This window comes from Bradyrhizobium sp. WSM4873, from assembly GCF_055811355.1.
Genome location: NZ_JBVVPS010000008.1, coordinates 1 through 12,368 on the forward strand (window position 1 = coordinate 1; position 12,368 = coordinate 12,368).

Consider the following 12,368-nt stretch of genomic DNA (forward strand, 5'->3'; position numbering starts at 1 on the left):
ACGGTTTCCCGATTCTGGAATCCCCAGATGCCGCTCTGAGTCAATCCGCCGCACCAGATATGTGCATGCCCTAGGGCCTTCGCCGGGACGACATTGCAATGCGTGGTTAGCGCCTACCCCACCTCACCCATACACAAACTCCCCGCCATCCAGATCGGTCTTCGGGATCTCGTCCTTTTCGGTCCAGTAATCCTGGCTGTGCTGCCATTCCGGTTTGTCGCCGCGCTTGGGCAGCAGGTCCATGTTGCGCATCATGTAGCCGGGGTTGAAGTTTTCCGGATCGATCCAGGGCAGGATCGGCATGTTGTGGTCTTCGGCACGCAACTTGACCTCGACCTTCTTCTTGCCTTTGGTTTTCATGTGACCGAGCAGGCGGCAGACGAAGTCGGCGACGAGGTCGACGCGCAGCGTCCAGCTGGCGCGGAAATAGCCGAACACCCAGACCATGTTCGGCACGCCCGTGAACATCATGCCGCGATAGGTGACGGTGTCGCCGAAGGCGAGCGGCTTGCCGTCGACCTCGAAGGCGATGTCGCCGAGCGCCGCGAGATTGAAGCCGGTTGCGGTGACGATGATGTCAGCTTCCAGCAGCTTGCCGGATTTGAGCTGGATGCCGTTCTCGACGAAACATTCGATCTCGTCGGTGACGACAGACGCCTTGCCGCTGGCGATGCCCTTGAACAGATCGGCATCGGGCACGAAGGCGATGCGCTGCCGCCAGGGCCGGTAGCTCGGTGTGAAATGTGTGTCGACATCGTACTCCGGACCGAGCACGGCGCTGATCTGCCCGATCAGCTCTTGCTTCACCTGCTCGGGTTTTGACAAGCAAAGTTTGGTGAACGCGTCCTGCTCGAACAGGATCTTGCGGCGGACGATCTCGTGGATCCAGGCCTCGTCGACCTGAAGCCTGCGCAGCTCCTCTGCGATCTCGATGGCGTTGCGCCCCAAACGGAAATAGGTCGGCGACCGCTGCAGCATCGTGACATGCGCGCATTTGTCGGCAATGTTCGGCACCAGTGTCGCCGCCGTCGCGCCGGAGCCGATCACGACGACCTTCTTGTTCGCGAGGTCGATATCATCGGGCCAGGTCTGCGGATGAACGATGCGGCCCTTGAAGCGATCCGCGCCCTTCCATTCCGGCGTATAGCCTTCCGAATGGCGGTAATAGCCCTGGCACATCCAGAGGAAGTTCGCCGTGAAAGTTTTTGGCTCGCCGGTGTCGGTCGTCACCGCCTCGATGGTCCAGAGGTTCTGCTCGCTCGACCAGCTCGCCGAATTGATCTTGTGCTTGTAGCGGATATGCCGCGCGAGATCGTTTTCGTCGATCACCTCGTTCATGTAGGCGAGGATTTCCTCGGCGGTCGCGATCGGCGGACCGACCCAGGGCTTGAAGCTATACCCGAAGGTGTGGAGATCGCTGTCCGAACGAATTCCGGGATAGCGATGCGTGGTCCATGTGCCGCCGAACGTCGCCTGCGTTTCCAGGATGACGAAGCTCGCATCCGGAAGCTGCCTAGTCATGTGATAGGCGCTACCGATGCCCGAGATCCCGGCGCCGACGATCAGCACGTCGAAATGTTCAGAAGCCTGTTTGGCCGTGGCGTGACTGCGAACAGCGACATTCATTGTTGCTTCTATGCCTTGCTTCTTTTTGTGGCCGCCCTTGATCGGGCGGCGCGTTTCCTCCGTGATGGACGTGGTCGCCCATCGCGCTTCCGCTTCAAGATGACATAGATCAGGTCGCGGTCAAATCACAGCGCCGCACCCCAGCTCCGCGCGGTCTGCAAGATCCAGTCGCGATAGAGCGTGAGCGGCGTGACCCCTGTCAGCCCGCCGCAGCCGGCGGCTCCGTTCGGCCCCGTGGACCAGCTGATCACGCCGACGAGCACGGCTCCGGTCGGCTTGTCCTCGAACACGGGCCCGCCGGAATCGCCGGTGCAGGCGCCAATTCCGTCGCGAACACCGTTGGTTACGGGGTCGACCAGCCTGATCTGGAGCGTGCCGGGCTGACCCGTCGCGACGAGACCGGCAACACGCGTCGCGCCGCCACTCTTGCCGTCGCCACGCACGGTGACGCCGATACCGGCGATGACGAAGCGGCTGCCGACCTGAATCGGAATATTCGGCGTACCGACCGGCACCGTCGATTTTCCCTTGAGTGGAATTTCCAGTTGCAGCAGCGCCAAGTCGGCGGTAGCGCGATGCGCCTGCATTGCCTGCATGTTGAAACTCGGATGGATCGCGACGGTGCGGACATTCAGCAGTTGCGGCTGCCCGTCGATGCCGCGATCGACGATCTTGTAGTCCGCGCCGGGCTGCACGCAGTGGGCAACGGTGAGCACCAGCTTTGGCGCAACCAGGGTGCCGGTACAGAAATTGCCGCGCGAGCCGACGATGGTGACGACGGCGCGCGCCACGCCATCGGCCTGCGGCGTGCCGCCACCAACGATGGCATAAGCGGGCGCGGCCAGCAGCAGCGCGGCTGTAATGATGGTTGCAAGCTTTTTCATGGGAACACGCTTCGGCATCGGTGACGCGGTGGGATGGCTTCGGACTGGCCCTTGCCGATAGCGCATGCTAGCGCTCTTGGAAAGGAATTGACGAGGGCGGGATCTTGACGATCGAGGCTGTGATCTTTGATTTTGGAGGCGTGCTGACGAGTTCGCCATTCGAGGCGTTCACGCGGTTCGAGACGGAGCGTGGCCTGCCCCTCGATATCATCCGGCGCACCAATGCCGCCAATCATCTGGAAAATGCCTGGGCCAAGTTCGAACGCGCCGAGGTCGATATCGACACGTTCGATCATTTGTTCGCGACGGAGTCGCTGGCGCTCGGCGCGGAGGTGCGCGGCCGCGACGTGCTACCGCTGCTTCAGGGCGATCTGCGCCCCGAGATGGTCGAAGCGCTGAAGCGCATCAAGGCGCAATTCAAGACCGGCTGCATTACCAACAATCTGCCGGCCAATGCGATCGGCAGCATGACCGGGCGCTCACTCTATGTCGCCGAGGTGATGGTGCTGTTCGACCATGTGATCGAGTCCGCCAAGATCGGCCTGCGCAAGCCCGACCCGCGCATCTATCAGCTGATGGTCGAGACTCTGAAGGTTGATCCGAAGAATTGCGTCTATCTCGACGATCTCGGCGTCAATCTGAAGCCGGCACGCGAGATGGGCATGACGACGATCAAGGTGACCAGCGGCGCTCAGGCGATTGCCGAGCTCGAGGCAGCAACGGGATTGAAGCTGAGCTAGAGCGTCATTCTCCGTCATTGCGAGCGCAGCGAAGCAATCCGGACCGCTTCCGCGGTGGGATTTCTGGATTGCTTCGCTGCACTCGCAATGACAGCGTGGAAAAATCGCGCCTGGCGAACTGACTATTCCGCAGCGGCGGCAATACGCTCGGGAAACGCAGCCGCCAGCGACGCGCGGTCGGCTTTCAATACGCCGCGCTCGGTGATAAGGCCGGTGACGAGCCGCGCCGGGGTCACGTCGAACGCATAATTCGCGACCGGCGAGCCCTCTGGCACGATGCGCACAGTCTCAAGCCTTCCGTCTGCGGTGCGGCCGGTCATGTCGGTGACTTCCGTACCGCTGCGCTGCTCGATCGGGATGTCGCGGATGCCGTCGTCGACGGCGAAATCGATCGTCGGTGACGGCAGCGCGACATAGAACGGCACGTTATTGTCGTGAGCGGCCAGCGCCTTCAAATATGTGCCGATCTTGTTGCAGACGTCGCCGTTGGCGGCAACGCGATCGGTGCCGACGATGGCGAGATCGACCATGCCGCGCTGCATCAGATGCCCGCCGGTGTTGTCCGGAATGACCGTATGCGCCACGCCGTGATGGCCGAGTTCCCAGGCCGTGAGTGAGGCGCCTTGGTTGCGCGGCCGCGTCTCGTCGACCCAGACATGGATCTTGATGCCGCGCTCATGCGCCAGATAGATCGGCGCCGTCGCCGTGCCCCAATCGACGGTCGCAAGCCAACCGGCATTGCAATGGGTCAGCACATTCACCGTCTCGCCCGGCTTCTTCTTTGCGACGATCGCCTCGATGAGTTTCAGGCCATTGCCGGCGATGCCGCGGTTGATCTCGACGTCCTGCTCGACGATCTCGTCGGCGCGCGCATAGGCAGCTTCCGCGCGCTCCAGCGGATCGATCGGCGCGAGGCTCGCGCGCATCTCGTCCAAGGCCCATTTCAGATTGATCGCCGTTGGCCGCGCCACCACGAGCGTGTCGTAGGCGCGCTTCAGGCCCTCGTCGGAAGCGTCCTCGCGCATTGCGAGTGCCATGCCGTAAGCCGCGGTCGCGCCGATCAGCGGCGCACCGCGCACCAGCATGTCGCGGATGGCGAGGGCCGCGTCCTCGCATGAGGTCAGCTTCGCAACGATGAATTCGTGCGGCAGCCGGCGCTGGTCGATCGCGCCGACCGACCAGCCATCGCGCTCACGCCAGATGCTGCGGAAATGCTTGCCGTCGACCTTCATGGCATTCTGCCTTTCGTATCACGTTCGCAGGATGCGCCCAGCCACCGCATCGAGCTTCTTCAAGAGCTCGGGATCGCGCGCCTCGGGCGCGGTGATCAGCGCGGTATCGAGCGCGCGGTCCGAGCCGATCGGACACGGCTCATGCTCGCGCGGGAAGTCTTTCGCCAGCCGCGCCACCAGCGCTTTTGCCTTGTCGGCATTCGAGCTCAGAACGCGGATGATGTCCTGCACGGTGACGGCGTCGTGATCGGGATGCCAGCAATCGAAATCCGTCACCATCGCGACGGTGGCGTAGCAAAGCTCGGCCTCACGCGCGAGCTTCGCTTCGGGCATGTTGGTCATGCCGATCACGGAATAGCCAAGCGTCTTGTAGGTCATGCTTTCCGCATAGGTCGAGAATTGCGGTCCCTCCATGCAGACATAGGTGCCGCCGCGCGCAAACGCGATGCCCTCGGCTTCGGCCGCCGTGGCAAGATGGATGCGCAGCCGTGGCGAGACCGGGTGCGCCATCGACACATGCGCGACGCATCCCCTCCCGAAGAACGAGCTCTCGCGCTTGTGGGTACGATCAACGAACTGGTCGACGAGAACGAAGGTTCCCGGCGGCAGCTCCTCCCTGAACGAGCCACAGGCCGACAGCGAGATCAGGTCTGTGACCCCTGCGCGCTTGAGGACGTCGATATTGGCGCGATAATTGATGTCGGAGGGCGACAGCCGGTGGCCCTTGTCGTGACGCGGCAGGAACACGATCGGCAGGCCGGCAATTGAGCCGCGCCGCAGGGGCGCCGACGGCTCACCCCAGGGGCTCCTGATCACCTCTTCGCGAGCGTCCTCCAGCCCCGGCAGATCATAGATGCCGGAGCCGCCGATGATGCCCAATACCGCATGCGTCATGCCTGCTCCACCCCGTTCGCGCCATCGCGATTCCGTGGAGAAGCTATGCCAGTTTTACGTCGATTTTGAAACGGGTGATGGGTGCCGATGCCAAAGACGAGCGGAAAGCACTCGCCACACATTCGGTGTCGTCCCGGCGAAGGCCGGAAATCTCGATTATGCCGCGGCCGCCGACTGCAGCTGGGTCGCGACCATGCGCTCCAGCGTTTCGACGGACTGGAAGTTCTCCGGTGTGATCTCGGACTGGGGAATTGTGAAGTCGAACTCGGCTTCGACGCCGAGCATCAGATTGACCATGTCCATCGAGGTCAGGCCGACGTCGACGAGCTTGGCCTGCGGCGTGACCTCGGCGGAGAGCGCGTTCTGGGCGAGGATGCCCTTCACCAGCTTGATGATGCGATTGCGCAATTCGGTATCGAAAGCCTGCATCGGTAAATTCCCATCTGTCGACAAAGGTCGGACCGGTCGCCGGCTACGATGGGCACGGCGGGCCGATCCCGCAATGGACGCCACCATTACTTCGCGTTTCTTAGTAAACGATGACTCAGATTGTCTGAAATTCCGGCTTCTTACAGATCCCTAACGCGACCGCGGAAATCCGGGCGATGCAAACAACCCGAACTTAACTGTTCGTTCGGAATTGGGCTTTGTTTACCCTCTATTTCATCGACGAATTTGAATTAAATCCGTAGCCTCATCTCATAAGCAAAGATGGTCGAAGGATCGCTCAAGCGGCATCGCGAATGATGCCGGCGATCCTGAACGGCAAACCGGAGGCGGACGAGTATGAACGTGCGTGAAGCAGTCCTCACTGTCGACGAGACGCAGACCAGCTTTCTCGAGCAGGGTCCCTCCCTCGTCGAGCGCGCCGCCCGGACCGCCACCGTGGCGGCAGCCGACGCCGACGGGGTCGATCGTGATGCCCGCTTCCCTCACAAGGCCTTCGAGGTCGCGCGTGAGCAGAAGCTGCTCGGCGTCATGATCCCGGTCGAGTTCGGCGGCTTCGGCGCCTCGATCCACGATGTCACCGATGTCTGCTACACGCTCGGACGCGCCTGCGCCTCCACGGCGATGATCTACGCCATGCACACGACAAAGGTCGCCTGCGTCGTCAGGCACGGTCACGGCATTCCCTGGATGGAAACCATGATGCGCCGGGTCGCGCGCGACCAGTGGCTGCTCGCCTCCTCCACCACCGAAGGCCAGAACGGCGGCAACATCCGCGCCAGCGCCGCCGCCGTCGACGTCGCCGGCGACACCGTCTCGCTGCTGCGCGACGCCACCGTGATCTCGTACGGCGCCGAGGCCGACGGCCTTGTCACCATCGCCCGCCGCGCTACCGACGCTTCCGCGTCCGACCAGGTGCTGCTGGCGCTCGCCAAGGACGATTATTCGCTGAAGCGGACGCTGGGCTGGGAAACGCTCGGCATGCGCGGCACTTGCTCGACCGGTTTCGAGCTGAAGGTCGACTGCCCGACCGACCGCGTGTTCCCGGAATCCTACGACAAGATCCACGCCCAGACCATGACGCCGTTCGCGCATCTGTGCTGGTCCTCGGCCTGGGCTGGTATCGCTGCAGCCGCCGTCACCCGTGCGCAGGCCTTCGTCCGCAAGGCGGCCCGCACCTCGGGCGGACAGATGCCCCCGGCAGCCGCGCATTTCACCGCCGCCAAGATGTCGCTGGCCAAGCTGCGGGCGCTGATATCGGCGAATATCGACACCTTTGCTCGCGCCGAGCACGACGAACGCGCGCTCGGCTCGCTCGACTTCCAGTCTTCGATCACGCTTCTGAAGGTGCAGGCCTCGGAGCTCGCGGTCGAGACCGTGATGCATGCGATGCGCACCACAGGCCTTTCCGGCTACCGCAATGACGGCGAGTTCACGATGGGCCGCCACCTGCGCGACGTGCTGTCGTCGCCGATCATGATCAACAACGACCGCATTCTGGCCAATGCCGCAACGTCGACCCTAATGAGCGGCGTGCCGACAGGCCTTCGGGACTGACGAGCTTTCGAGACCGACGTGCCTTCGTTCAATTAGAATAATTTCAGATAGCAGGAAGCCGACATGAACATTGCTGTTCTCCCCAACTCGCCTGAGACCGCGCCGCAGATCGCGGATCCGCTCGATCATCTCGCCGACAAGCTCTTTCACCCCATGGGCTCGGACGGCGTCTACGCCCGCACCGCGCTTTACGAGGGCATCGTCGAGCGGCTCGCCGCATTGATCACGAGCCATCGTGAAGCCGGCACCGAAGTGATGCGCTTCCCGCCGGTGATGAGCCGGTCCCAGCTGGAAAAATCCGGCTATCTCAAGAGCTTTCCGAACCTGCTCGGTTGCGTCTGCGGCCTGCACGGCACCGAGCGCGAGATCAACGCTGCGGTCAGCCGCTTCGATGCCGGCGGCGACTGGACCAGCTCGCTCTCGCCGGCAGACCTCGTGCTGTCGCCGGCGGCCTGCTATCCCGTCTATCCGATCGCGGCGAGCCGCGGCCAGTTGCCGAAAGGCGGCCTGCGCTTCGACGTCGCCGCCGACTGCTTCCGCCGTGAACCGTCAAAGCATCTCGACCGGCTGCAATCGTTCCGGATGCGGGAATATGTCTGCATCGGCAGCCCGGATGACGTCGCCGATTTCCGCGAGCGCTGGATGGTGCGCGCGCAGGCGATTGCGACGGGTCTCGGTCTCACCTTCCGCGTCGACTATGCCAGCGATCCGTTCTTCGGCCGCGTCGGTCAGATGAAGGCGGTGAGCCAGAAGCAGCAGCAGCTCAAGTTCGAACTGCTGATCCCGCTGCGCTCGGAAGAGCAGCCGACCGCCTGCATGAGCTTCAACTATCACCGCGAGCATTTCGGCACGACCTGGGACATCAAGGACGCCCATGGCGAGCCGGCCCACACCGGCTGCGTCGCTTTCGGCATGGACCGCCTGGCCGTCGCCATGTTCCACACCCACGGCACGGACATCGCCGCCTGGCCCGCCAAGGTGCGGGAGATCATGGGCATGCAGCCGCAGATTGCGGCCGATGCCCACGGCGAAGGCTGGCGCTAACGGAACGAAGCCGGTCATTTCCAGGGGAAAGACGAGCGTGATCCATACCAAGGTCCGATGCCGCGAGATCACCGAGTCCGACGTCGATGCGGTCGCGGACTTGCTGACGCGCGGCTTCGTCGGCCGCTCGCGCAGCTACTGGATCCAGGGCCTGCGCCGGCAAGCCTTCCGACCGGTACCGGACGGCTACCCGCGCTTCGGCTACATGCTCGACAATGATGGTACGCCGGTCGGCGTGCTGCTGCTGATCTATACGGCGCGGAGGGACGGCGACGAGACCGCCATCCAGTGCAATTTGTCGAGCTGGTACGTCGATCCGGCCTACCGCAACTACGCCCCGCTCCTGACCAAGATCGCGCAGCGGCACAAGGACGTCACCTATCTCAACATCAGCCCGGCGCCGTGGACCTGGCCGATCATCGAGACGCAGGGCTTTCGCGCCTATTGCAGGGGTATATTCTTCTCGGTGCCTGCGCTGGCGCGCGTCGCACGCTGGAGCACGATCGACGTCATCTCGCAGCACGCCAAGACGATCGACGGGCTTTCCGATGCCGAGACCGAGCTCTTGACGCGGCATGCGCGCTACAATTGCCTCAGCCTCGTCTGCCGCACGCCGAAGGGAGCGTTCCCCTTCATCCTGCAACCGGTGCGCATCCGCCGTGGCATCATTGCGCCACCCGCGATGAAGCTGATCTACTGCCGCAACGCGGCCGAATACACCGAATGCGCAGGCCGCATCGGCCGGCTGCTGCTGCGGCTCGGCAAGATCGCGGTCGCCGTCGATTCCAACGGCCCGGTTCCCGGCCTCGTCGGCATCTACACCGAGCGTCGCGGCCGCAAATATTTCAAGGGCCCGCATCGGCCGCAGCTCGCCGATCTCACCGATACGGAACTCGTGCTGTACGGGCCGTAAGCCGCGTTTAAACCAGATACGATGCCATCCGGACCTAACGCGCAATTACGCGGGCAGGCCGGCGCGACGCGTTTCTTGCACAGACGATCGCTGTGCCGAATATCTGCGTGGCGTAGCCGCAGATCGTAGCGACACTACCCTGCCGCCGGCAACGCGCTGTCCGGCGGCGCGCCCCAGGGGCGGTCGGCTGAGGCGAGCCCGATCAGGCGGCCCTGGATGTAGTCGCAGCCCCAGTCGCGCAGCATGTTCGCAGCTTCTTCGTCCTGCACCCATTCGGCCACCGTCTTGATGTCGAGGCGGCGGGCAAGGTCGATCAGGGTCTGCACGAAGGCGCGGTCGTCGGCGGAACGAGTGATGTTCTGCACGAAGGCGCCGTCGATCTTGACGATGTCTACGCCGAGCTTGCGCAGATTACGGAACGAGGTGTAGCCGGCGCCGAAATCGTCGATGGCGATGCGACTGCCGAAATTCTTCAGCCGGGTGACGAAGCCGCGCACGTCGTCGATGTCCTGGATCGCGACGGTTTCGGTGATCTCGACGATCAGCCGCTCGGCGACGCCGGGATGGGCGCGCATCAGCGATTCGATTCCCGCCCACCAATCCGGGTCCATGGTGGTGTCCGGGGAGATGTTGAGGCTGAGGCAGATGTCGGGCGCGGCGGCGAGCTCGGCGACCACGAGCTCGAGCACGCGGTGATCGACCAGGCGGATCAAGCCGAGCCGTTCAGCGACCGGCACGATGTCGGGCGCGAGCAGCACCTGGCCGTCGCCCTGGTCCATCCGCACCAGGCATTCGTGAAAAGCGCACTCGCGCGAGAGGGCGGCAACCACCGGCTCATAGGCCAGCTTGATGCGGCGCTCGTTCAATGCGGTGACGATCTCGTCGGTGACGCGGATGTTGACGCGGCGCTGGGCGTCGCGCGCGGCATCCGGGCGCCACGCTGCGAACGAGCCGACGCGGCGTTGTTTCGCGGTGTCCAGGGTCTCGTGGGCGCGATTGACGGCTTCATCGGTGTTGCGGGCATAGCGCGGCACGCTGACCGCGCCAATCGATGCGGTGACCGACACCGGGCCGGATTTGGTCGGCACCACCTCGTCCCGGATGCCGGCGAGGAAGCGCTCGGCGGCGACGTTCATGTCGTCGACGGTGCAGTTCTTCAGGATCAGGCCGAACTTGTTGCCGGAGAAGCGGCCGAGCACGTCGCCACCGCGCAAGCGCGCGCGAATGCGCGTGGCGACGTCGAGGATCACGGCGTCGGCGACGTCGAAGCCGAAGGCCTCGTTGACACGCGCGAGATGATCGATGCCGACCAGCATGAAGGCCGCAGTCGATCGGAAACGGGTCGTCTCCTCGATGGCCTCGGCCAGCGCGGCGATCAGATGCGAGCGATTGAGCTCGCCGGTCAGCGGATCGAGCCGGGCCAGCTTCGTCAGTTCCTCGTCACGGGCATGGCGTTCATTGTTGATGCGGACGGAGCCGATCGCACGCACCGGTCGGCCGTCGGGGCCGGCGAACCAGCGGCCGGTCTCCTCGATCCAGACCACTGGATCGGCGGCGCTCATGCGCACGCCGTACTCGACCCGGTAGGGCGTGCCGTCGGCGCCATGCACGGCCGAGGTCTGCGCCAGCGCGGCGGTCCGCAGCGATTGCACGGGCTCGATCAGCCTGGCGAATTCGGCGCCGGTGGCCAGCCGTTCGGCGGGAATCCCGGGAAAGATGGCGCTGACCTGCTCACCCCAGACAATGGCATCGCTGGCGATGTCCCAGGCGAACACGGCTTGGCCGAGGGCAGCCAGGATGTCGGAGGCTTGCGGCAATGCGGGGGTCAAAATCGCCTCGTTTCGGGACAGCGGGGAGTCCTGAGCTGGCGCAGGATAAAGCCAGATTCGCCATTGACCCTAGGCAAAGTTGATAAACAATTTGGAAACCACGTTTGTTCGCGGGCAGGAACCAAACCGGCCCGCCCGGCATAGGCCTTGCGAGTACATGACACGCACCGGCGCCAGCGTCTCGAAACGCGACAATCTTGGCCGGGTCAACGGTGATCGCGATGTTGAGTACTGATCAACTGGACGTGGCGAACAACGGCACAGGCTCGGCCTTGGTGCCGCTGATGCCGGTTTTGCAGTGGGTCCACAAGGCCCCGCTGCCGCGCCCCGATCCGAGCTTCGTCGCCCAGCTCATCGCCAATGCCGAGCATCTGCCCCAGGCGAGCCGACTTCGCCGCGTGTCGTCCGAGGATGCGCAGGCCGCCTATGGGAGCAAGCGCCCGCTTCCGAGCGTCACCGCGCGCACGCGGCAGGTGGCTTGAATCAGCGCGGCGCGTCGGGAGACGGCTGGGTGCCGTTGCCCGGCTGCAAATGCGGCGAGGGAATTTCCGGCGAGGGCGTACTCACAGGCTTCGGCGCCGGGTGATCCATCAGCACGGATTCGGCGACCGATTGTGCCGTGGGCGCGGGCGGCTCCGCCGGAGCTGGTTGCGGAGGGGACACTGGCTCGAACTTGGGCTCGAACTCATCCGCCGGCGTCTCGGCCCGGCGCTTGGCCTTGCGGGGCGCCGGCACCGTCGTTTCGGCGACATAAGCGACGCGGCGGCGGGTGCGCTGGGCGATGCCGCCGAGGAAATCAGCCATCGCGAGCAGCACCAGAAGGAAATAGGTGGAGTTGCCGAACTTGGGCCACATCACGAATTCGGCCGCAGCTGCGCCGAACACGATCAGCGACAGCAGATGATCCATCAGGAATTTCGAGCCAGGCCGCGCGCCCTTGACCACTTCGAGCAGCAGCAGCACGACACCTAGCGCGAGCATCAGGTCGGAAAGCGTGACCGGCCAGGCCTCGCCCGTGATCATCGGCACCTTGAACAGCACGTCCGTAAAGGACACGCTCGGCATCAGGAAGGCGATGATGTTGTAGACCGCGAGCGGGATCAGGAGCAGCGGGAAACCGACCATCGGCGAAATGCCTTCTCGATCAAGAAATCCAGACAGACAATGCGGCGGCGAAGCATTCGCTCCGCCGCCGTCACTGT

At 64.1% G+C, this 12,368-nt stretch carries 12 protein-coding genes; 5 read left to right on the plus strand and 7 right to left on the minus strand.

What is annotated here, in order from left to right; genetic code table 11:
* Positions 1-123: 123 nt before the first annotated feature.
* Positions 124-1,626, minus strand: coding sequence for a flavin-containing monooxygenase (locus AC0L21_RS13520; RefSeq protein WP_473262154.1), 1,503 nt, complete (start codon positions 1,624-1,626; stop codon positions 124-126).
* Positions 1,627-1,751: 125 nt separating this feature from the next.
* Positions 1,752-2,510: a S1 family peptidase gene (locus AC0L21_RS13525; RefSeq protein ID WP_473262156.1), complete on the minus strand. Its 759-nt coding sequence runs from the start codon at positions 2,508-2,510 to the stop codon at positions 1,752-1,754.
* 104 nt (positions 2,511-2,614) lie between these two features.
* Between AC0L21_RS13525 and AC0L21_RS13530 the strand changes: the two genes are divergently transcribed.
* Positions 2,615-3,250: an HAD-IA family hydrolase gene (locus AC0L21_RS13530; RefSeq protein ID WP_473262159.1), complete on the plus strand. Its 636-nt coding sequence runs from the start codon at positions 2,615-2,617 to the stop codon at positions 3,248-3,250.
* Between the two features lie 122 nt (positions 3,251-3,372).
* Here the strand turns inward: AC0L21_RS13530 and mtnA are convergent, their stop codons facing one another.
* The 3 genes from mtnA to AC0L21_RS13545 all read right to left on the minus strand — a co-directional run bounded on the left by mtnA (position 3,373) and on the right by AC0L21_RS13545 (position 5,805).
* Positions 3,373-4,482: an S-methyl-5-thioribose-1-phosphate isomerase gene (gene mtnA / locus AC0L21_RS13535; RefSeq protein ID WP_473262163.1), complete on the minus strand. Its 1,110-nt coding sequence runs from the start codon at positions 4,480-4,482 to the stop codon at positions 3,373-3,375.
* An 18-nt stretch (positions 4,483-4,500) separates the two neighbouring features.
* A complete protein-coding gene (locus tag AC0L21_RS13540; RefSeq protein WP_473262167.1) occupies positions 4,501-5,376 on the minus strand; it encodes an S-methyl-5'-thioadenosine phosphorylase in 876 nt (291 codons plus the stop codon).
* 156 nt (positions 5,377-5,532) lie between these two features.
* On the minus strand, positions 5,533-5,805 hold the full coding sequence (locus AC0L21_RS13545; protein WP_473262169.1) for a phosphopantetheine-binding protein: 273 nt from the start codon (positions 5,803-5,805) through the stop codon (positions 5,533-5,535).
* A gap of 357 nt (positions 5,806-6,162) precedes the next feature.
* Here AC0L21_RS13545 and AC0L21_RS13550 point away from each other — a divergent pair, with 357 nt between their 5' ends.
* The 3 genes from AC0L21_RS13550 (at position 6,163) to AC0L21_RS13560 (ending at position 9,337) form a co-directional block, all read left to right on the plus strand.
* Entirely contained in the window at positions 6,163-7,380 is a 1,218-nt protein-coding gene (locus AC0L21_RS13550; RefSeq protein ID WP_473262172.1) for an acyl-CoA dehydrogenase family protein, read from the plus strand.
* Positions 7,381-7,443: 63 nt separating this feature from the next.
* Positions 7,444-8,424, plus strand: a complete 981-nt coding sequence (locus AC0L21_RS13555; protein ID WP_473262174.1) for an amino acid--[acyl-carrier-protein] ligase — start codon at positions 7,444-7,446, stop codon at positions 8,422-8,424.
* A 37-nt stretch (positions 8,425-8,461) separates the two neighbouring features.
* Positions 8,462-9,337, plus strand: a complete 876-nt coding sequence (locus tag AC0L21_RS13560; protein ID WP_473262176.1) for an acyl-CoA acyltransferase — start codon at positions 8,462-8,464, stop codon at positions 9,335-9,337.
* Positions 9,338-9,471: 134 nt separating this feature from the next.
* On the opposite strand, the gene AC0L21_RS13565 is transcribed toward AC0L21_RS13560, so the two are convergent.
* On the minus strand, positions 9,472-11,166 hold the full coding sequence (locus AC0L21_RS13565) for an EAL domain-containing protein (RefSeq protein ID WP_473262179.1): 1,695 nt from the start codon (positions 11,164-11,166) through the stop codon (positions 9,472-9,474).
* Between the two features lie 221 nt (positions 11,167-11,387).
* On the opposite strand from AC0L21_RS13565, the gene AC0L21_RS13570 reads away from it, so the two are divergent.
* On the plus strand, positions 11,388-11,648 hold the full coding sequence (locus tag AC0L21_RS13570) for a hypothetical protein (RefSeq protein WP_473262527.1): 261 nt from the start codon (positions 11,388-11,390) through the stop codon (positions 11,646-11,648).
* A gap of 1 nt (position 11,649) precedes the next feature.
* Here the strand turns inward: AC0L21_RS13570 and AC0L21_RS13575 are convergent, their stop codons facing one another.
* Positions 11,650-12,291: a hypothetical protein gene (locus tag AC0L21_RS13575; RefSeq protein WP_473262183.1), complete on the minus strand. Its 642-nt coding sequence runs from the start codon at positions 12,289-12,291 to the stop codon at positions 11,650-11,652.
* Positions 12,292-12,368: the final 77 nt, after the last annotated feature.

Bases quoted from the DNA above. Each gene is read 5' to 3' on its own strand.
- AC0L21_RS13520 (WP_473262154.1), bottom strand. From the start codon at position 1,626: ATGAATGTCGCTGTTCGCAGTCACGCCACGGCCAAACAGGCTTCTGAA.
- AC0L21_RS13525 (WP_473262156.1), bottom strand. From the start codon at position 2,510: ATGAAAAAGCTTGCAACCATCATTACAGCCGCGCTGCTGCTGGCCGCG.
- mtnA (WP_473262163.1), bottom strand. From the start codon at position 4,482: ATGAAGGTCGACGGCAAGCATTTCCGCAGCATCTGGCGTGAGCGCGAT.
- AC0L21_RS13540 (WP_473262167.1), bottom strand. From the start codon at position 5,376: ATGACGCATGCGGTATTGGGCATCATCGGCGGCTCCGGCATCTATGAT.
- AC0L21_RS13545 (WP_473262169.1), bottom strand. From the start codon at position 5,805: ATGCAGGCTTTCGATACCGAATTGCGCAATCGCATCATCAAGCTGGTG.
- AC0L21_RS13550 (WP_473262172.1), top strand. From the start codon at position 6,163: ATGAACGTGCGTGAAGCAGTCCTCACTGTCGACGAGACGCAGACCAGC.
- AC0L21_RS13555 (WP_473262174.1), top strand. From the start codon at position 7,444: ATGAACATTGCTGTTCTCCCCAACTCGCCTGAGACCGCGCCGCAGATC.
- AC0L21_RS13570 (WP_473262527.1), top strand. From the start codon at position 11,388: ATGTTGAGTACTGATCAACTGGACGTGGCGAACAACGGCACAGGCTCG.
- AC0L21_RS13575 (WP_473262183.1), bottom strand. From the start codon at position 12,291: ATGGTCGGTTTCCCGCTGCTCCTGATCCCGCTCGCGGTCTACAACATC.